The sequence below is a fragment of the Sphingobium sp. GW456-12-10-14-TSB1 genome (assembly GCF_059424385.1).
Genome location: NZ_JBWKZI010000003.1, coordinates 150,722 through 168,692 on the forward strand (window position 1 = coordinate 150,722; position 17,971 = coordinate 168,692).

The 17,971-nt window shown below is 62.7% G+C and carries 17 protein-coding genes and 3 pseudogenes; 14 read left to right on the forward strand and 6 right to left on the reverse strand.

Going from position 1 to position 17,971, the window contains the following annotated elements:
• The first annotated feature begins 137 nt into the window (after positions 1 to 137).
• The 9 genes and pseudogenes from ccoN to AC07X9_RS23185 all read left to right on the forward strand — a co-directional run.
• On the forward strand, positions 138 to 1,781 hold the full coding sequence (gene ccoN / locus AC07X9_RS23145) for a cytochrome-c oxidase, cbb3-type subunit I (RefSeq protein ID WP_004212708.1): 1,644 nt from the start codon (positions 138 to 140) through the stop codon (positions 1,779 to 1,781).
• A gap of 3 nt (positions 1,782 to 1,784) precedes the next feature.
• Complete coding sequence (gene ccoO / locus AC07X9_RS23150) at positions 1,785 to 2,537, forward strand: cytochrome-c oxidase, cbb3-type subunit II (RefSeq protein WP_004212709.1); 753 nt, start codon at positions 1,785 to 1,787, stop codon at positions 2,535 to 2,537.
• Between the two features lie 15 nt (positions 2,538 to 2,552).
• Entirely contained in the window at positions 2,553 to 2,723 is a 171-nt protein-coding gene (locus tag AC07X9_RS23155; protein ID WP_004212711.1) for a cbb3-type cytochrome c oxidase subunit 3, read from the forward strand.
• Positions 2,714 to 3,592 (forward strand): cytochrome-c oxidase, cbb3-type subunit III, encoded by an 879-nt coding sequence (gene ccoP / locus AC07X9_RS23160; protein ID WP_004212713.1) that lies wholly within the window; start codon positions 2,714 to 2,716, stop codon positions 3,590 to 3,592. Before AC07X9_RS23155 ends, ccoP begins: the two co-directional genes overlap by 10 nt.
• A 198-nt stretch (positions 3,593 to 3,790) precedes the next feature.
• Positions 3,791 to 4,609 (forward strand): DUF2189 domain-containing protein, encoded by an 819-nt coding sequence (locus tag AC07X9_RS23165; protein WP_004212715.1) that lies wholly within the window; start codon positions 3,791 to 3,793, stop codon positions 4,607 to 4,609.
• A 2-nt stretch (positions 4,610 to 4,611) separates the two neighbouring features.
• Positions 4,612 to 6,873: a heavy metal translocating P-type ATPase gene (locus AC07X9_RS23170; RefSeq protein WP_004212717.1), complete on the forward strand. Its 2,262-nt coding sequence runs from the start codon at positions 4,612 to 4,614 to the stop codon at positions 6,871 to 6,873.
• Positions 6,870 to 7,079, forward strand: coding sequence for a cbb3-type cytochrome oxidase assembly protein CcoS (gene ccoS, locus AC07X9_RS23175; protein ID WP_004212718.1), 210 nt, complete (start codon positions 6,870 to 6,872; stop codon positions 7,077 to 7,079). Before AC07X9_RS23170 ends, ccoS begins: the two co-directional genes overlap by 4 nt.
• Before the next feature lie 39 nt (positions 7,080 to 7,118).
• Positions 7,119 to 7,244: a hypothetical protein gene (locus tag AC07X9_RS23180; protein ID WP_004212719.1), complete on the forward strand. Its 126-nt coding sequence runs from the start codon at positions 7,119 to 7,121 to the stop codon at positions 7,242 to 7,244.
• A gap of 97 nt (positions 7,245 to 7,341) precedes the next feature.
• Positions 7,342 to 8,173: pseudogene (locus AC07X9_RS23185) on the forward strand (IS3 family transposase); the annotation flags it as partial.
• 213 nt (positions 8,174 to 8,386) lie between these two features.
• On the opposite strand, the pseudogene AC07X9_RS23190 reads toward AC07X9_RS23185, so the two are convergent.
• Positions 8,387 to 9,680 (reverse strand): annotated as a pseudogene (locus AC07X9_RS23190) (IS110 family RNA-guided transposase).
• A 153-nt stretch (positions 9,681 to 9,833) separates the two neighbouring features.
• Between AC07X9_RS23190 and AC07X9_RS23195 the strand changes: the two are divergent.
• From AC07X9_RS23195 to AC07X9_RS23205, 3 genes and pseudogenes are all read left to right on the forward strand, one after another.
• Positions 9,834 to 10,172 (forward strand): annotated as a pseudogene (locus AC07X9_RS23195) (integrase core domain-containing protein); the annotation flags it as partial.
• Between the two features lie 315 nt (positions 10,173 to 10,487).
• Positions 10,488 to 10,895, forward strand: a complete 408-nt coding sequence (locus AC07X9_RS23200; RefSeq protein WP_004212722.1) for a single-stranded DNA-binding protein — start codon at positions 10,488 to 10,490, stop codon at positions 10,893 to 10,895.
• A gap of 116 nt (positions 10,896 to 11,011) precedes the next feature.
• Positions 11,012 to 11,557, forward strand: a complete 546-nt coding sequence (locus AC07X9_RS23205) for a PepSY-associated TM helix domain-containing protein (RefSeq protein WP_004212723.1) — start codon at positions 11,012 to 11,014, stop codon at positions 11,555 to 11,557.
• 207 nt (positions 11,558 to 11,764) lie between these two features.
• On the opposite strand, the gene AC07X9_RS23210 is transcribed toward AC07X9_RS23205, so the two are convergent.
• On the reverse strand, positions 11,765 to 12,331 hold the full coding sequence (locus tag AC07X9_RS23210; RefSeq protein ID WP_004212724.1) for a TetR/AcrR family transcriptional regulator: 567 nt from the start codon (positions 12,329 to 12,331) through the stop codon (positions 11,765 to 11,767).
• Positions 12,332 to 12,400: 69 nt separating this feature from the next.
• On the opposite strand from AC07X9_RS23210, the gene AC07X9_RS23215 reads away from it, so the two are divergent.
• Together AC07X9_RS23215 and corA are read left to right on the forward strand one after the other, a co-directional pair.
• Entirely contained in the window at positions 12,401 to 13,231 is an 831-nt protein-coding gene (locus tag AC07X9_RS23215) for an SDR family oxidoreductase (RefSeq protein WP_021245217.1), read from the forward strand.
• 449 nt (positions 13,232 to 13,680) lie between these two features.
• The gene (corA, locus tag AC07X9_RS23220) at positions 13,681 to 14,649 is read left to right on the forward strand and encodes a magnesium/cobalt transporter CorA (protein WP_004212726.1); all 969 of its coding nucleotides are present in this window, start codon (positions 13,681 to 13,683) and stop codon (positions 14,647 to 14,649) included.
• A 61-nt stretch (positions 14,650 to 14,710) separates the two neighbouring features.
• Here corA and AC07X9_RS23225 read toward each other — a convergent pair whose 3' ends face one another.
• The 4 genes from AC07X9_RS23225 to AC07X9_RS23240 all read right to left on the reverse strand — a co-directional run bounded on the left by AC07X9_RS23225 (position 14,711) and on the right by AC07X9_RS23240 (position 17,881).
• Positions 14,711 to 15,118, reverse strand: coding sequence for a response regulator (locus tag AC07X9_RS23225; RefSeq protein WP_021245219.1), 408 nt, complete (start codon positions 15,116 to 15,118; stop codon positions 14,711 to 14,713).
• Positions 15,119 to 15,199: 81 nt separating this feature from the next.
• Positions 15,200 to 15,823, reverse strand: coding sequence for a response regulator transcription factor (locus AC07X9_RS23230; protein WP_013039093.1), 624 nt, complete (start codon positions 15,821 to 15,823; stop codon positions 15,200 to 15,202).
• Positions 15,813 to 17,348: a PAS domain-containing sensor histidine kinase gene (locus AC07X9_RS23235; protein ID WP_025550097.1), complete on the reverse strand. Its 1,536-nt coding sequence runs from the start codon at positions 17,346 to 17,348 to the stop codon at positions 15,813 to 15,815. Before AC07X9_RS23235 ends, AC07X9_RS23230 begins: the two co-directional genes overlap by 11 nt.
• A gap of 59 nt (positions 17,349 to 17,407) precedes the next feature.
• Positions 17,408 to 17,881 carry a DUF305 domain-containing protein gene (locus tag AC07X9_RS23240; RefSeq protein ID WP_015449253.1) on the reverse strand — a complete coding sequence of 158 codons (474 nt, stop codon included), beginning with the start codon at positions 17,879 to 17,881 and terminating at the stop codon, positions 17,408 to 17,410.
• Positions 17,882 to 17,971: the final 90 nt, after the last annotated feature.

Here is a 17,971-nt window from a genome sequence, read left to right on the forward strand (position 1 = left end):
GGCAGGGCAATAGTTGGGAACTTCCGTCCGACCCGCGTGTTGCTGGTTCGGCGCGAGCTGTGTTCCCATCGGGAGCGAACCTGCTGCTGCGCTGTCAGCCCGTGGCGATGACCGATGAGGGGGGAAATAGATCGGCCATGATACTGACCTTGACCGAGACCGAACGCCAGATCGCGCTCGCCATTTCCGTTGCCGTCGGTCTGTGCGGCCTCGTTCTCGCAGCGGCAGGCAATCAGGACACAATGGAAATCCACGGCTGGCTGATCCTGGCCATTGCCGCCATTTGCGCCATCATCGTAATCCGCGGCATCTGGGGACCGGAACCGCCAAAATCCCGTTTGCAAAGCTACTATGACGAGCCCATCAAGGCCGGCATCATCGCCAGCATGGCTTGGGCGGTGGTGGCGATGTTCGTGGGGGTCTGGGTCGCCGCGCTGCTGGCATTCCCTGACCTGACGTTTGACAGTGCCTGGGCGAGCTTCGGCCGCTTGCGACCGGTGCACACCAGCGGCGTGATCTTCGGCTTTGGCGGCAACGCGCTCATCGCCACCTCGCTGCATGTCGTGCAGCGGACCTCGCGGGCGCGTCTTCCCGATCAGCTTTCGGCCTGGTTCGTGCTGGTGGGCTACAACCTGTTCTGCATCCTCGCGGCCAGCGGTTATCTGCTCGGGGTTACCCAATCGAAGGAATATGCCGAGGCCGAATGGTATGCCGACATCTGGCTGGTGATCGTCTGGGTGACCTACTTCATCCTCTACATCCGGACGCTCGCACGCCGCAAGGAACCACACATTTATGTGGCCAACTGGTACTTCATGGCCTTCATTCTCGTCGTCGCGATACTCCATATCATCAACAATCTCGCGATTCCGGTCTCGCTGGGCCATGCGAAGAGCTACACCATCTGGTCGGGCGTCCAGGATGCTATGGTGCAGTGGTGGTATGGTCATAACGCCGTCGCCTTCTTCCTGACGGCGGGCTTCCTGGGCATGCTCTATTACTACCTGCCCATCCGGGCCCAGCGGCCGATCTTCTCCTACCGTCTCTCGATCCTGAGCTTTTGGGGCATTACCTTCTTCTACATGTGGGCGGGTTCCCACCACCTTCATTATACCGCCCTACCGCACTGGGTTCAGACGCTGGGCATGACCTTCTCGGTGATGCTCCTCGTGCCGTCATGGGCTTCGGCTGGCAACGCCTTGCTAACATTGAACGGCGCCTGGCACCGCGTGCGCGATGATGCGACGCTCCGCTTCATGATGGTCGCGGCGGTGTTTTATGGCATCTCGACCTTTGAAGGTTCGTTCCTCGCCATCCGGCCCGTCAATTCGCTTTCGCATTACACCGACTGGACGGTTGGCCATGTTCACGCCGGCGCGCTCGGCTGGGTGGCGCTCATCACCTTCGGCTCGCTCTACACGCTGGTGCCGTCCTTGTGGAAGCGCGAGGCGATGTATTCGCCCGCCTTGGTCGAGTGGCACTTCTGGCTCTCGCTTGCCGGCACTCTTGTCTACATTTTTGCCATGTGGAACTCGGGCATCATCCAGGGCCTGATGTGGCGGACCTATACGGAGGAAGGCACGCTAGCCTACTCCTTCCTGGATTCGCTCAGAGCCATGTATCCCTATTACATCGCGCGTACGCTCGGCGGCCTTCTGTTCCTGATCGGTGCTGTGATCGGCGCCTACAATATGTGGAGGACCATTCGCGCCGCCTCGGCCCAGGCGCCGTTCGAAGGCGACGTCCCGCTACAGGCCGCGACGGCGGCGGGGAGGGCCTGAGCCGTGGCGGAACTGTTTCATCGCAAGCTCGAACGTTCGGCGATCGGCTTCGTGCTCGCCATCATCGCGGCTGCCAGTGTCGGCGGCCTCGTCGAGATCGCTCCGCTTTTCACGATCGACGAGACGGTCGAGGAGGCGCCAGACATGCGGCTCTACACGCCGCTCGAACTGGCGGGGCGAAACATCTATGTGCGCGAAGGATGCTATGCCTGTCACAGCCAGATGATCCGGACGCTGCAGGACGAAGTTGAGCGCTATGGTCCCTATTCGCTCGCGGTCGAATCCAAATATGACCATCCGATGCTCTGGGGTTCGAAGCGCACCGGACCCGACCTCGCCCGCGTTGGCGGCAAATATTCCGATTTCTGGCACGTCGCCCATCTGACCAATCCGCGCGATGTGGTGCCCGATTCCAATATGCCGGCCTATCCCTGGCTGGCGCGGACGCCCTTGCGCCTCGCTGATCTGCCCTTGCACCTCAAGGCGCTGCGGGCCGCGGGGGTGCCCTACACCGATGCCATGATCGAGAATGCGAGCGTCGATGCCTTCGACCAGGCGACACCGGAAAGCTCGACCTCGTCCGGTATCACCGAGCGGTATGGCGAAGAAACGCAGGTTCGCGTGTTCGACGATGTGGCGACCGAGGTCACCGAGATGGACGCGCTCGTCGCCTATCTTCAGGTTCTCGGCCGGCTGACCGACGTGCCGTACAAGAATACGGCCGCGCCGCAGAAGCCGCCAGAGCCGGTGAAATGACATGAGGAGGCAGGCATGGACATAAGCCACGAGGCTCTTGTTGCATTCTCGAAAAGCTGGGGGCTGTTCTACCTCATCGGTCTGATGATCGGTGTCCTCATTTATACGTTCCGGCCGTCCAATCGTGGCAAGTTCAACCGAGCCAAACAAAGCGTTCTCGATCAGGACGACAAGCCATGGACGTAGAGCGCGATCCCGTCAGCGGTCATGAAACGACCGGCCATGTCTGGAATGGCATCAAGGAGCTCGATACGCCGGTCCCCAAGGGTGTGCTGATTTTTCTGATCGTCACCCATCTCTTCGCTTTCGCCTGGTGGATTCTCATGCCGACTTGGCCCTTGGGCGACACCTACACCAAGGGAATTCTCAACATCGACCAGCGCACCTCGGTCGAAAAGCACCTGGTCGATTCGCAGGCGGGACGGGCCGACTGGATAAAGCGGATCGAAAGCGAGAACCTCGAGCAGATCGCGGCCGACCCCCGGCTCATGACCATCGTGCGTAGCACCGGCCACCGGTTGTTCGGCGACAACTGCGCCGCCTGCCACGGCATTAATGCCAAGGGGGGTTATGGTTATCCCGATCTGACCGATGACGACTGGATCTGGGGCGGCGACCTTGAGACGATCGCGCAGACCATGCGCGTTGGGGTCAATGTGGAGCATCCGCAGGGGCGCGTCTCGCAGATGCCCTCGTTCGGACGCGACGGGATACTCGATGCCGATCAGGTCAGTCTGGCGGCCAACTATGTCTACGCCTTGTCGCATCCCAAGTTCGTGACGAATGCCAATCGGACGTCGATTGTATCGGGGCGCGAGGTCTTCATGGCCAATTGCGCGATTTGCCATGGCGAGGATGCGCGCGGGAAGCGCGATGTCGGCGCTCCCAATCTGACGGACGCGCGTTGGATCTATGGAGGAGACATCGATCAGATCGTGGAGACCGTCCATGGCGGACGCCAGGGGCATATGCCGACATGGGACGAGCGGCTTACGGACTCGGATATCAAGATATTGGCGCTCTATGTTCATTCGCTGAGCGCGCCTCAGCGATGACGGCCATGCGATCCCGATCCCGGTGGCTGGTCTGGACGCTGGTGGCAGCAGGCCTTTTGCTGTTCGTTCTTGCGAACGCGCATTTTTTCTACGTCGCCTTTCGCTCGCAGCCCGAATGCGTGGGACATTTGAAGGAACGCGCGAACGGGAGCGGGCAGTATCGCGCGGCGAAATCGGCATGCTGAAAGGTAGCGGGACATGAGCGATAAAAGCCCCTCTTATGGCTTGCTGAGCCAGACCTCGGGCATCGAGGAGACGAAGAGCGCGCGGTTTCAGCGCCATCTTCCCGCTTCCATCGGCTTCCAATGGCTCAAGGCCGGATGGCAGGATCTTTTCCATCGGCCGATGCCGAGCCTGGCCTACGGTCTGGGCATTTTCCTTCTGTCTCTCGCTGCTGTCGCGATGCTCGCGCTGTATGGCCGCGACTATATTCTTTTTCCCGCGCTCGCCGGCTTCATGATCATTGCCCCGCTGCTGGCCATCGGACTCTATGAGAAAAGCCGCAACCGAGAAGCGGGACGCGATACGTCGCTGCGCGAAATGCTCCTGGTGAAACCGGCGGCGGGCCCGCAGGTGCTTTTCACCGGGGTCCTGCTCAGCCTGCTGATGCTACTGTGGATGCGATCCGCGGTGCTCATCTATGCGTTGTTCTTCGGCGTGCGCCCCTTTCCCGGCCTGCCTCACATAACCGCCTTCCTGCTGACCGAGCCGGTGGGATGGATTATTCTCGGCGTCGGCACGGCGGTGGGCGGCCTGTTCGCCTCATTCGCTTTTGCGATCAGTGTTTTTGCCATTCCGATGCTCCTCGATCGCAAGGTCGATGCGCTCACGGCGATGGGAACAAGCACGGCGCTCGTCTGGAACAACCTTGCGCCGATGATCGTCTGGGGCGCCATCGTCCTTGCGCTTTTCATACTCTGCGCGGCTACGGGCTTGATCGGCCTCATCGTCATCTTCCCGTGGCTTGGACATGCCACATGGCATGCCTATCGCGCGGTCTCAGACACGCAGGCCTAGACATGGCCAGCCATGCCATGCCTGCCGTCCAGGCGCCGACATCATTGACCGGGCAATCGGTCGATGAACTCATCTTCGCCAGCCAATCGCTGGATGACGGAACGATGAGGACGCAACTGTCGGTCCCGACCGCGCATTGCGGCGGATGCATGGCGAAGATCGAGCGCATCCTTGGTAACCTCGAGGGCGTCGTAGCGGCTCGGGTCAATCTATCGACGCGGCGTGTGACCGTCACATGGCGGCAAGCGCAAACCGCGAGTGCACCGCCTTTGCTGGCAACGCTGAACGAGGCGGGCTTCGAGGCAAATCTTCTCAGCCAACCGGACGAACGCGCCGATCCCGAAAAGCGCCGGCTGATCGTCGCGACAGCGGTCGCCGGCTTCGCGGCGATGAACATCATGCTGCTTTCGGTGTCGGTCTGGTCAGGCGCCGACCCCGCTACGCGGCAGCTGTTCCATCTCATCTCGGCGCTGCTCGCGCTTCCCGCGGTATTCTTTTCGGGGCGCATCTTCTTCTTGTCGGCATGGTCGGCATTGCGCGCGGGACGCACCAATATGGATGTGCCCATCTCGATCGGCATCGTCCTGACACTGGGTCTCAGCATCTACGACACGCTGCATTTCGGACGCCATGCCTATTTCGACGCGGTCGTGACGCTGATCTTTTTCCTGCTTGTCGGACGAACGCTCGACCATGCCATGCGTGACAAGGCCCGTTCGGCCGTGCTCGGGCTGACGCGAATGACGCCTGCGGGCGCGAATGTAATCGGCACGGATGGATCGCGCGCTTTTAGACCGCTCGAGGATGTCTCGGTGGGTGATGTCATCCTCGTCGCGCCAGGCGAGCGTGTTCCGCTGGATGGTCTTGTCCTTGCGGGCGAGGGCGATCTCGACACTGCCGCGGTCACGGGCGAGGCGATGCCGGTGCCGGTACGACCGGGAAGCACGCTCGTTTCGGGCATGCTGAATCTCAATGGTTCGCTCAAGGTGCGTGTGACCAACAGCCACGCGCGGTCCTTTCTATCCGAAATGGTGCGAATGATGGAAGCGGCCGAGCAGGGCAGAGCACGCTATCGCCGTCTCGCCGACCGTGTTGCGGCCTATTACTCGCCGATCATCCATTCGCTGGCCTTGGCCGTGTTTGCCGGGTGGTTCCTTGACACAGGCGATTGGCATCGGGCGCTGACCATTGCCATTTCGGTGCTCATTGTGACCTGTCCCTGCGCGCTTGGTCTCGCCATACCCATGGTTCAGGTCGCCGCGGCGAAGCGCTTGTTCGAGCACGGCATCGCGCTCAAGGATGGAAGCGCGCTCGAGCGGCTTGCACAGGTCGATACCGTGATTTTCGACAAGACCGGCACGCTCACTCATGGCGATTTGCGAGTGAGCAAGATCGCCATCGATGAACCCTATCGCGCAATCGTGATGGCGCTGGCGTCGCGTTCCAACCATCCCGTCGCACGCGCGATTGCCGCCAACGGCGGCGCCTTGTCCGGCCTCGATCTGGACAGTTTTTCCGAGCTGCCGGGCCGGGGTTTGGAGGGCCAGCGGAACGGCCATCTGTTTCGCCTGGGGCGTGCCGATTGGGCTTTGAATCCAGGCACGGGCGAGAGTGGCGGTTTCCAGACCGTGTTCTCGGTCGATGGTGAGCTTGCCGGCCATTTTGCCTTCTTGGACGTTGAAAAGACGAGTGCGCGGGAAGCGGTGGCCAAGCTTGACGCGCTTGGGCTGCCTATCGAACTGCTTTCGGGCGATCACATTGCTTCTGTGTCGGGGTTCGCGAACGCGATCGGTATCGCCCACTGGCGTGCCGGATTGCTGCCGCAGCATAAGGTGGAGCGGCTTCAGGCGCTGGCGGACAGTCAGCGCCTGACCTTGATGGTGGGTGATGGGCTGAACGATGGACCGGCACTGGCGGCGGCGCACGTTTCGATGGCTCCTTCCAATGCCGCCGACATCGGTCGGGCGGCCGCGGATATTGTTTATCTCGGCCAGGATCTCGATGCGGTTCCGCGCGCTGTGCAGATCGCGCGCGCGGCCCGGCAACGTGTCCGCCAGAACCTGGCGCTTTCCGTCGGTTATAACCTTTTGGTGATTCCTGTGGCCATGGCGGGCTATGTCACCCCACTGCTTGCTGCCGTCGCCATGTCGCTTTCGTCGATTTCGGTCGTTGCGAACTCTCTGCGAATTCCCGCAGCACGCGGATCACGGCTTAGCAGGCGAGCGCCGGCACCGACCCTCGTTCCCCTGGCCGCTACCCGATGAGCGGGATCCTGTGGCTGGTGCCGGTCGCGCTGCTGATGGGCCTTGCTGGGCTGGGCGCCTTTCTTTGGTCGATGCGCACCGGGCAGTATGATGATCTGGATGGAGCGGCCGAGCGAGTCGTGACCGACGCCAAGTCAGACCAGCCTCTTGTCGAACCTGATGATTGGCGACCCGAAACCGAGGGCGAGGCAAATCGTTTGCGATAAGGATGGTGGTGTGGACACCATTGGGCAAAGGACGAAGTGATGATGCAGGCACCGAGTTGGAATTGGGTGGGCGTCCTTGCCTTCATCTGCGGGGCGGCGGTCATCATTCCCAGCCTTGTCGCGCTTGCACTCAGTCTTGCCGCTGTTGCCCGAAACCTCCTGTGAGGCTGGCATCGGTCTGACGGAGGGATAGTGGTCTACCTTGGAAAAACTGGTCCAATTCTGAAGAGAGCCCATTTGGGCATGAGAATTGGAGAAATGTATGGGACGTCAGAGGTTTACGCCGGAGCAGATCATAGCGAAGCTGCGTGAAGTAGAGGTGATTGTGGGGCGAGGCGGCACAGCGGTGGAGGCTTGCCGCCAGATCGGGATCGCGGAGCAGACGCTATATCGGTGGCGCAAGGAATATGGCGGGCTGAAGGTCGACCAGGCGCGGCGAATGAAGGATCTGGAGCGCCAGAATGCGCGGCTGAAGAAGCTGGTGGCCGACCTCGCGCTCGACAAGGCGATCCTGCAAGAGGCGTCGAAGCTGACTTTTTGAGTCCCTCCCGTCGCCGTGAGGCGATCGAGCAGATCCGTCGCGCGTTGCCGGTATCGGAGCGACGGACCTGCCGTGTTCTGGGCCAGCATCGTTCGACACAGCGCCATCCACCGAAGGATGATGCCGACGAGCGGCGGCTAACAGCCGACATCATCGCGCTGGCCAAGGACTATGGCCGGTATGGCTATCGCCGCATCCATGTCTTGCTGGGCCAGGCGGGCTGGCAGGTCAGCCTGTCAGTGGTTGAGCGTATCTGGCGGCGGGAGGGTCTTAAAGTGCCGAAGCGGCAACCGAAACGGCGGCGGCTCTGGCTCGGCGACGGATCGTGCATCCGGCTGCGCCCGGAGCATCGCGGCATGTGTGGTCCTACGACTTCGTCGAGGATCAGACGCACAACGGTCGCAAGTTCCGAATGCTCAACATTATCGACGAGTTCAGCCGGGAATGCCTGGCGATGGTGCCGCTGCGGCGCTTCCGGTCGAACGACGTGATTGACGTGCTGACCGATCTGTTCATCGAGCATGGGCCGCCCGAGCATATCAGATCCGATAACGTCCTGGGTCACGAAGGAAAGCGAGATTTGGTCAACAGATCTCTATGCGCCGACATTGAGCGGCGAGGCATGCATTCTGAGCCAGATGGCTTCCACCGTCAACGGGATCGCTCCCTGCCATAGCAAACACAGGATCCAGCGGCGCCGAAGCGGCCGTGGTCCTCACCGTCCTTAGAACGAGATACGCACCCAGGTGGAAGGCCCGAACATTATCTACAGGGTCGCTTTCGCGCCCTCACGGCACTTGCAGAGAGGGGTCCTTCCACCTGGCGTCCGACCGTTCAAGGAACGGTCGGTACTCTGTCCCCGTCTTGATGACGGCATGGGCAACGCGCGCCATCTTGGCGGTGAGCGCCGTCATCGCCTTGCGGCGACGATCGGCATCATCCGCGTGCCCGGCAGTGTATCGTCCGAGCTTGTCGCGGAAACTGTTGTTGCGCTGACGTGCGGCGACCTGGGCAGCCATCCAAAAGGTCCGCCGCAATCGCGCATTACCGTACTTGGACAGCATCGTGCGGCCTCGGAATGTACCGGACTGCCGGGTCGCAAGATCAAGACCGCAGAACTTCAGGAACTGACGGTGATGGCTGAAGCGGCGTAGATCGCCTGCCTCGGCGAGAATGGTCAACGCATTGATGGGCCCAATGCCGGGGATCATGCGCAGGAGCTGATAATCGCGGTTTTCGGCCAGCATGGCATGCGCCGTTCGCTCGATCTCGTCGCGCTGCCGGATCAGGTTGCGTGCTTGGGCGATCACCATGCGGAACATAGCGATCGAGACGGAATCCTCGTCGACAGGTAGCGCCACGGACGCGCAGGCGGTCTCGTAGATATCGTTGATCAGCCGGGCTTTGGACACCTTGCGGCCGACCAAGTCCCATGCTTCGCGGGAGAAAGTCTCCTGGCCGAGCACAGTCATGCTGGTTGGAGTCGGGAATCGTTCGAGCAGAGCAAGGAACCAGTCGGATCGGCTGTTGCCAGCGAAGCGTTCAATCTCCGGGAAATAGAGCGGCAGGTAGTGGGTCAGGATGCGATGCCATGTCTGCGTCTTAGCCTTGGAGATCGCCTCGTGCGTTTTCGACATCTCCTGCAGGTCGTTGATCCCGGCGGCGAGCGGATCGACGTATCGCTGGGTGGCGCCGATCCGCAGCATGTGCAGGATCACTTGCGCATCCTTGGAATCGTTCTTGTCCCAGCCATTGTGCAGAGCCTCGCGCGTTCGAGCCAAGGCAACGGACGAGATCAAGCGCAACTCGAAGCCGGCGGACAGCAGGCGATGCGCCAGCGTGCGATGGTAGTTACCAGTAGCCTCGAAGCCGACGATGATCGGACGCCCGATGTCGCTAAGATCCGTGGCCAGGCGATCATAATCTGCCTTTGTCGCCATCACCGTCATGCGACGTCGGCGTCCGCCTTCTGGACGTTCGATCAGGACCTCCTGGCGGTGTTTGGACATATCGATGGCTACCAGCACGGCGTCGGTGGGATTAGAGCTACGCTTGGTCATGGTCGGTCTGTCTCCAAAGGGTTGAGTCGACAACTTCACTTTAGAGACCTGCGGGCCGATCATGACTGCCTTGATGAAGCCTGCGGGCGCTACGCGCCCTTGCCTTCATCAAGGCAATGCGCCCCTTCGAGGGGCCGCTTCCCAATGTGCTACGGCCCCGAGTTCGTCGCTAATGCGGTGCGCGAGTGACTCGGCAGGCTTGGCGTCATTACCCTCTATATCGAGCCCGGCAGCCCATGGGAGAACGGCTATATCGAAAGCTTCAATGCCCGTCTGCGAGATGAACTGCTCAACGGCGAAATCTTCTACAGCCTTGAGGAGGTGCGGATCGTCACCGGCTGGTGGCGCGATCATTACAACCGAGCACGGCCCCACAGCAGTCTCGGATATCGACCACCGGCCCCGGAGACGATCAAGATGCCAGCCTGGCCGCTCGGCTCCGCTACGCTCCGCCTCCCGCCCAGGCTGGTATCAGAGGCGCAGATCAACTAACTACACAACCGGACCAGTCATTGCGGGCAGTCCATGTCCTGAGCTCGGCCCATCGCGATGTTGCGACATGGCTCTGCCGTTGCCTGGCGCCGAGGGAAAGCGCCCTCCGCCTGACTGATCCCCTAAGCCCGGACGGTTGCCGTGGGGCAACCCCCGCGGTGCCGGACCGGGTTGTCGCTCGCGCGCCTGCCCGCACCACTCCGGCCCTTGTGGGTCGGGTCGCCGCTTGCGCGTCGATGCCCTCGTCTCCCGCCGGTCTTGGCCGGGTCTCGTCGGAGGGACGGTCCCTCGGACGGAAGCAACGGAGATTTGATCATGCAGAACATCGTCATTCTTGCCGGCAATATCGGCATGGATCCGGAGAGCCGCACCACCCAGGGCGGGACCCGCATCACCCACTTCACCCTGGCGACCTCGCGTCCCCGCTATTCGGAAGGCAAGGTCGTTCGCGATGAGAAAGGCTACCGCGTCCAGGACACCGAATGGCATCGGATCACCGCGTTCAATGGCCTCGGCAAGACCGTGCAGGAGCATTGCACCAAGGGCATGAAGCTGCTGGTGCGCGGCCGCATCCATTACAGCGAATGGACCGATGGCGACGGCGTCGAGCGCTACGGCACCGAGATCATCGCCGAGACGATCGACTTCCTCAGCCGGGCGAAATCGAAGTCCGACGAGGCCGGCGACCCTGATCCTGAGCTCGACGACGACGTGCCCTTCTGACCCCCGGATCCCCGCGCGCTTGTGGCGCGCGGGGGCATCCAGCGGCGAGCCGGATTTGCCATAGCTCGCGAGGGATTTTGCAGGCGGGGGCGTCTGCACTATCCGCTTTCCGTCGCATGGGATCGAAGATCGCATGCCACACCGACCTCAACGAGGCCACGCTCAAAAATACGCCGCGCGGTCCGATATGGGTCCTCAAGGCGCGGGGCGGAAGCGAAAGCTGGTGGAACGCCTACACTGGCGAAAATGTCGATGAGATCAGTCTGGCAGACGCTCGGCGCTATGCTCTGATGTCCTACAAAGGATCCGGCAGGCTGCAGGCGGTCGACTATCAGGAAACGGCGCCCGAGGAAGCGCAGGTCGGCGGGCCGCTGTGGCGCGCCAGCTTCGCCGACAAGGAGCATAGTCGCCTCTATCTGGATCCGTTCACCGGAGAGGTGCTCAGTCGCCGTTCGGACCTGTGGGACTTCTATGATTTCTTTTACAAAATCCATATCATGAACCTTGGCGCCTCGCGCAGTTACAACCATCCACTGATCGTTGTCGCTGCATCGGCGACGTTGCTCATCGTGGTCACCGGGATCGTCATTCTGTTTTATCGCCTTGCGAAGGATCTCAAACGACTGCTGACGAAACGTCGCGCATCAAGGCCTGCGACCTGAGGTCATCGCGCTGCGACGGGCTCACTTGCCGATCCACTCCGGTTCGGCTGTGGCCGCGCAATTCTGATCGTCGCTCGGCCCGCCGTGCCCACGGGCAGCGCGAGCAGATGAGCCGCCGTATCTTCGCGGTCGGGTAATGTCGCGGGGTGCGATGGAGCTTGCTGTGTCCTGATCGGCGCGCGGGCGGGCAACGCGCGCCTCGCACGATCACACGCGCAGCAGTCGCCCCACCGCCCGCATGATCGTCGCCCTGCGCGCCGCATGCTCGGTAGCGTCGCGTGCGGCTCCGGTCATGCACCAGAGCTGGGTGAGGGCGGCGACAAGCCGGACGACGTCCATGGGCGTGAAGTCGGCGACGATCCGCCCCTCGGCCTGCGCCGCTGCGATCCCGTCCAGCTTCTCCCCGAGAAGGACCTCGCCGGCCGGGAGCATCAGAACATCCTGGCCACGCTCCAAATGATGCCAGGTCAGCAGCCTCCACAAGCGCGGGCGCTCGACCAGCAAGTCATAGGTGCGCCCCGCATAACCCTCAAGATCATTGGGATCGAAGCGATCGGCCTGCGCCGCGTCCATCACTTCCTGCGTCAGCGCGGCATCGAAGAGCGCCTCCTTGTCCCCGAAATAGGTGTAGAGCATCGGCTTGCTGATACCCGCCGCCTGCGCAATGCGATCGATCCGCGCGCCCGCCAGCCCATGGGACGCGAACTCCTCGGTCGCTGCAGCCAGGAGCGTCTCGCGGCTCTGTGCGGCATTCCGCCTGGTTCGTTCCTTCATCACACCTCCCGGCATTGACGCATTCCACATATGAAGTTACCTACCAGTTGGTAATATATGGAGCAGCATATGTCCAATCACTGGTTTCTCACGGGCGCGTCCAGCGGCATTGGCCGCCATCTGGCCGAACTGATCCTGGCCGCGGGCGACGACCTTACCGCGACGGCTCGCAGGCCCGAAAGCCTCGACGACCTTGCGGCGAAATATCCGAGCCAGCTGCGCGTCGAAGCGCTCGACGTCACGGTCAAGGACGATATTGCTGCGGTCGTGGCCCGGGCGCAGGCGCGTCGACCCGTCGATATTCTGGTCAACAACGCCGGCGGCGGCGTGATCGGCGCCACCGAAGAGATGTCGGACGCCGAGGTCGAAGGCCAGATCGCGCTCAATCTCATGGCGCCCATCCACATCACCCGCGCCTTTGTCCCCGCGATGCGCCTGCGCGGGAGCGGCCGGATCATCCAGATCTCCAGCGCCAGCGGTCAGGGCTCGCTTCCGACGAGCAGTCTCTATCATGCGGCCAAATGGGGCCTGGAGGGCTTCAGCGAATGCCTCCGCCAGGAGCTTGAACCCTTCAACCTGTTCGTGACGCTGATCGAGCCGGGTGGCGCGCGCACCAGCTTCAGCCACAACCTGCAATTCGCCAGCGAGATCGCCGCCTATCGCGATACGCCCGCCGGCGATATCCGCAAGATGTTCGAGACCGCCGGAAACGAGCTCTACACGCTCGACCCGCAAAAGATCGCGCAAGCGATCGTCGATGTCGCAACCAGCGACCATCCGCCGCTGCGCGTGACTCTGGGGGGTGACGCTTTCGGCGTTGTCCAGGCGGCGCTGCAATCGCGGCTCGCCTTTCTGCAGTCCCAGGAAGCGCTCGCGCGCTCGGTCGCTTTCGACAGTTGAGCTTTCCCGTCTTCCAGCTTTCGTCTCCGCGCGGTGCGATGCGCCTCACCGGGGCCCGGCAACCCCTGTCGTCAGCGCCGCTATCCGATACTTAGGTATAGCCATCCGACACGATTGCCGAAGCGCCAAACGGGCAATCGCTTGGTACCATCGCAAGAGAGGAAAACCTTCGCGGTCGCCAATCAAGGGTGCGCGGACCTTCGCAGTCTGCGTGCCCTTGATGTGGCAGCGCGCCGCCCAGCCACGCGCGTCATGAACGGGAGCGGCCTTCTGCGAAACCCAACGCTCCGCCGCATCTTCTATAAGCTCTCGCTCGAATTGCTGCGCGCCGCCTTCGTCTTCCTGCGACTGGGGTTAAAGGGCGAGGCGCGCCTGCTTGTGCACGCGTCTCAATGGGCGAGGCACACGGCTTCCGGTCGCCGCCGCAGGTGGCGGCACCGGAAAGTGCCATGAGCGTCGTCGCCGCCTTTCTTTATCACGAGGGCAAACGGCTGCGGCCGGTGACCCTGATCGATCCGGCGTGCGAGCATATCGCCAAGGATGACTTTGTGTGGATCGGCCTCTCCCAGCCCAGCGAAACAGAACTTGCCGACATCGCCGGAAATTACGGCCTTCACCCGCTTGCCGTGGAAGATGCCGGCAACGGCCACCAGATTTCCAAGCTCGACGTCTACGGTGACCAGTTGTTCATCGTCGCCAGGACGGCACATCTTGAAGGCGATCATATCGCCTACGGCTCCACCGCGATTTTCCTGGGCAAGAATTTCCTCATCACCGTTCGGCAGGGTTCGGCACGCTCGCACAGCGAGCTTCGCGCGCATCTCGAAATCACGCCGGACCTGCTGCGCGAGGGCCCGGACTATGTGCTCCATGCCATTCTGGACTTCATCGTCGATGGCTATTTCCCGATCGTCGAGGCGATCGAGGAGGACGTCCTCAAGATGGAGCAGCGCATGCTTGCAGCCTTTCTCACCCGCGAGGAGGTGACCCGGATTTTCACGCTGCGGCGTGAGCTCGTCCGCTTCCAACGCGTGCTCGGACCCATGCTCGAGGTCGGTCGCAAGCTGGTGAACCTGCAGCTTCCGCGGCTTGATGAGGCCTCCAAACCCTATTTCCGTGATTTGCTCGATCACATGCTCCGGGTTGAGAGCGCCATCACCGGCATCCGCGACATCCTGATCTCGGTGTTCGAGGCGAGTCACCTGCTCGAACAGCAGCGCCAGGGTGCGATCACGCGTCAGCTCGCCGCCTGGGCCGCGATCCTCGCGGTGCCTACCGCGATTGCCGGGATCTACGGGATGAACTTCGAGAATATGCCCGAACTGAAGACGCAGTGGGGATATTTCGTCATCCTCGGCGTCATCGCTGCGGTCTGCATCGGACTCTACATCCGGTTCAAACGCAACCACTGGCTTTGACGTCGCTGACCGCTGTCCACATCGCGCAGGGCTGAGGCCGCCGGGGGCAGGTTGCCACAGTTCAATGCTTTCGAAGCGTCTCGGCGCGGTGCCGGTCCAACGCATCGAGCAAAGCCCTGCCGATCAACGGCTTTGCGAGAACGTGATCGAAGCCCGCCTCGGCGGCCCGCGAGGCCAGCAGCGTGTCGTGAAAGCCTGAGATCATGATGGCCCGTCCCGACCATCCGATCTCGCGAAGGTGACGCAGCATCGCGAATCCGTCGATGTCGGGCATGCGATAGTCGAGGATGACGCAGTCCGCCTCCTTCGCGCGGGGGTCGGCCAACAGCGCGCGGCCGGTCGTATATCCCCACACGGCATAGCCGCGCGATCTCAGCAGCAGCTGGAGGCCACGCCGCACGCCGGGATCGTCGTCGGAGACGAGGATGGTGTATCTGCCATCATGCTGGGTGGAACGGACCGATGGCATTGCGAGAAGCGGACACCCGTGTGACGATTGCACCATCGATCGCATATCGCGCCTCGTCCCGTCGCTACGTAGAGGTCGCAGTCACTTCGGCTTGCGGCCCATGCCCGCGGCAAAGGCGATCCGCAGGGCTTCGGACAGATTGCGGACCTCGAGCTTGGCCATCAGGCTCGCGCGATGGACCTCGACCGTTCGCGATGAACAGCCCAGGTCATAGGCGATCGTCTTGTTGGGCAGGCCGTTGGCCAGCCTTTCGAGCACTTCCCGCTCCCGGGGCGTCAGTGCAGCGACCCGCACCCCTGCTTCGGACGTTTCCAGGGTACGAAGGTCGACATCGTCGAGACGCGCGAACGCGCGGCTGACGGCGCCGAGCAGGGCGGCTTTCTCGAAGGGTTTCTCGAGAAAGTCGACCGCGCCGCCTTTCATGGCCTGCACCGCAACCGACACGTCGCCATGGCCGGTCAGGACGATGACCGGCATGTTGACCCCGCGTGCTGCCATGGCGGCCTGAACCTCGAGACCGTCCATCTCGGGCATGCGCACGTCGAGGATGACGCAGCCGACGGCCGCCGACTTCGCCTCCTTGAGAAACTCCACGCCCGAGGCATAGGTCACGACGTCGTAGCCCGCGGTCTTGAGCGCAAAGCTCGCCGCCTTGCGGATGCTCTCCTCGTCGTCGACCAGATGGATGACGCGTCTATCCCCCATGTTCCTCCTCCGCCCGCGCATGGATCAAGGTAAAATGAAAGCGCGCGCCGCCGCGGTCGGGGCGCTCCATCCAGATACGGCCCCCATGCGCTTCGATGATGGTCCGGCAGATCGAAAGGCCGAGGCCCATGCCGTCGGCCTTTGTCGACTTGAACGCCGTGAAGAGCTGCTCCCGGACCTCGTCGGCGATGCCGGGGCCGGTATCCGCCACGGTCACCTCGATCAGCCCGTCAGGGCGCAACCTGGTCGCCACCTTGAGGTCGCGAACCGGACACTCCGCCATCGCCTCGATGGCATTGCGCATCAGGTTGACCAGCACCTGCTGGATCTGCACCCTGTCGACGAGGACCGGCGTCGCGGCGTGCTCGACCGCAAAGAAGCTGCGGATGCCGCGCTCGCGTGCGCCGACCAGCGCGAGCTGGCTCGCCTCGGCGATGACCTGCGGCAGCTCGTGGAGGCTCTTGTCGACCTCGCCGCGGGCGACGAAATCGCGAAGGCGCCGGACGATATGGCCGGCCCGCAGCGTTTCCTGGGCGGCATCATCCATCACCGACCGCAGCGACACGAAGGGTTCGTCGTCCCGCTCGTCGAGCATGTCGCGGATCGTCTCGAGATAGAGCGCGACCGCGGCAAGCGGCTGGTTGAGTTCGTGGGCAAGAGTCGAGGCCATCGTGCCCATCGCGCTCAGCCGGGAGACATGGACCAGCTCTGCCTGCAGTTCCTTGAGCCTGAGCTCATCCTGCTCCTTGGCGGTGAGATCCCGGATGAAGCCCGTGAACAACCGCTGCCCGTCTTCACCGGCCTCGCCGACCGACAGCTGCATCGGGAAGGTCGAGCCGTCGCGGCGCTGGCCGACCACGACGCGGCCGAGGCCGATGATCCGGCGCTCGCCGGTCTGGAGATAATGCGCGAGATATTCGTCATGCCGGTCGCGATCGGGCTGGGGCATAAGGCAGGAGACGTTGCGGCCGACGAGCTCGGCTTCGCTGTAGCCGAAAAGGCGTTGTGCCGCTGCGCTGAAGGATGTGATGGCGCCGGTCTCGTCGATGATGATCATCGCATCCGGCACCGTCGCCAGGATCGACTGGAGATGCTGCTCGCGGGTCTCGATCGACGCCCGGACCGCCGCCTCGTCGGTGACATCGCGACTGATGCAGGCAAAGCCTCGATGTGCGTCGCCTTCGAACAGGGCGCTGATCGTCAGGCGCGCGAGATACTCCGCTCCGTTCTCGCAGACCCGCCACGCTTCGCGCTCCAGCGTGCCCTCGTGAAGGGCGGCCGCCAGGTCTGCGCACGGCCGGCCGGCCGTAATCTCGTCGGGCGGGTAGAACAGGTCGTGGGGCTGTCCCAGGACGCGGTCGAGCGGCCAGCATTCGGCACGCTCGCCTTCTTCATTATAGCTCAGCACGATCCCGGCAGGATCGAGCAGCGTCAGGACATGGCCGCCAGCCTGTCGCAGGAACAACGGCGCAAGCCGCACCACCTCCCTGGCAATCTCGTCCGGCCCGCGCCTCGTGTCGACCATCGTCCCGGCTCACATGCCTGGCCGGGCGCACGTATCCGGGCGTAGCCCGACCGTGCCACTCAGCGCCGCGCGAGTATGGCCTTCATCTCGTCGATTTCCTGCCGCTGCGAGCGCTTGATCGCTTCGCAAAGCCGGATGACTTCCGGATCGCTGAGCTTTGCTTCCTGGCACATCAGGATCGCCCCGGAATGATGCGGGATCATCGAGCGCAGAAAGGCCGTGTCGCCGATCGTGGTCTGGGTGCGGATGAGTGCAAAGCTGCCGAAGAAGGCGACCAGCGACGCGGCGATCAGCGCGATGTTGGCGGCCTTCGACACGAACATGTGTCGCATGGCGAGGATCATCAGCACCACCATCGGTGCGACCATCATCAGCGTCATGTAGAGCATGTTGAGGTTGTTGTAGAAGCTGTCGAGCCCGTCGATCATGACGAACATCACCAGATACATGATGACGCCGCTGATGACGGTCTGAACGGCAAGGCTCCAATAGGCACCCATCTTCCGGGTGTTCATGTGGGACGAATGGTCCATGGCGTATCTCCTTCGCTCGGCGCCGGCCGACCTGGGTATGAGTGTAACGCCCCGCTCTCTTGTTCGCCCCCGCCATCAGCTGTCCCGATC

What these genes read in the sequence shown, in the direction of transcription:
- AC07X9_RS23155 (WP_004212711.1), top strand. Translation starts at nt 2,553, where the DNA reads ATGGACATAAGCCACGAGGCTCTTGTTGCATTCTCGAAAAGCTGGGGG.
- ccoP (WP_004212713.1), top strand. Translation starts at nt 2,714, where the DNA reads ATGGACGTAGAGCGCGATCCCGTCAGCGGTCATGAAACGACCGGCCAT.
- AC07X9_RS23170 (WP_004212717.1), top strand. Translation starts at nt 4,612, where the DNA reads ATGGCCAGCCATGCCATGCCTGCCGTCCAGGCGCCGACATCATTGACC.
- AC07X9_RS23200 (WP_004212722.1), top strand. Translation starts at nt 10,488, where the DNA reads ATGCAGAACATCGTCATTCTTGCCGGCAATATCGGCATGGATCCGGAG.
- AC07X9_RS23210 (WP_004212724.1), bottom strand. Translation starts at nt 12,331, where the DNA reads ATGAAGGAACGAACCAGGCGGAATGCCGCACAGAGCCGCGAGACGCTC.
- ccoN (WP_004212708.1), top strand. Translation starts at nt 138, where the DNA reads ATGATACTGACCTTGACCGAGACCGAACGCCAGATCGCGCTCGCCATT.
- AC07X9_RS23240 (WP_015449253.1), bottom strand. Translation starts at nt 17,881, where the DNA reads ATGGACCATTCGTCCCACATGAACACCCGGAAGATGGGTGCCTATTGG.
- AC07X9_RS23235 (WP_025550097.1), bottom strand. Translation starts at nt 17,348, where the DNA reads ATGGTCGACACGAGGCGCGGGCCGGACGAGATTGCCAGGGAGGTGGTG.
- AC07X9_RS23205 (WP_004212723.1), top strand. Translation starts at nt 11,012, where the DNA reads ATGGGATCGAAGATCGCATGCCACACCGACCTCAACGAGGCCACGCTC.
- AC07X9_RS23215 (WP_021245217.1), top strand. Translation starts at nt 12,401, where the DNA reads ATGTCCAATCACTGGTTTCTCACGGGCGCGTCCAGCGGCATTGGCCGC.
- AC07X9_RS23180 (WP_004212719.1), top strand. Translation starts at nt 7,119, where the DNA reads ATGATGCAGGCACCGAGTTGGAATTGGGTGGGCGTCCTTGCCTTCATC.
- AC07X9_RS23230 (WP_013039093.1), bottom strand. Translation starts at nt 15,823, where the DNA reads ATGGGGGATAGACGCGTCATCCATCTGGTCGACGACGAGGAGAGCATC.
- corA (WP_004212726.1), top strand. Translation starts at nt 13,681, where the DNA reads ATGAGCGTCGTCGCCGCCTTTCTTTATCACGAGGGCAAACGGCTGCGG.
- AC07X9_RS23165 (WP_004212715.1), top strand. Translation starts at nt 3,791, where the DNA reads ATGAGCGATAAAAGCCCCTCTTATGGCTTGCTGAGCCAGACCTCGGGC.
- ccoS (WP_004212718.1), top strand. Translation starts at nt 6,870, where the DNA reads ATGAGCGGGATCCTGTGGCTGGTGCCGGTCGCGCTGCTGATGGGCCTT.
- AC07X9_RS23225 (WP_021245219.1), bottom strand. Translation starts at nt 15,118, where the DNA reads ATGCCATCGGTCCGTTCCACCCAGCATGATGGCAGATACACCATCCTC.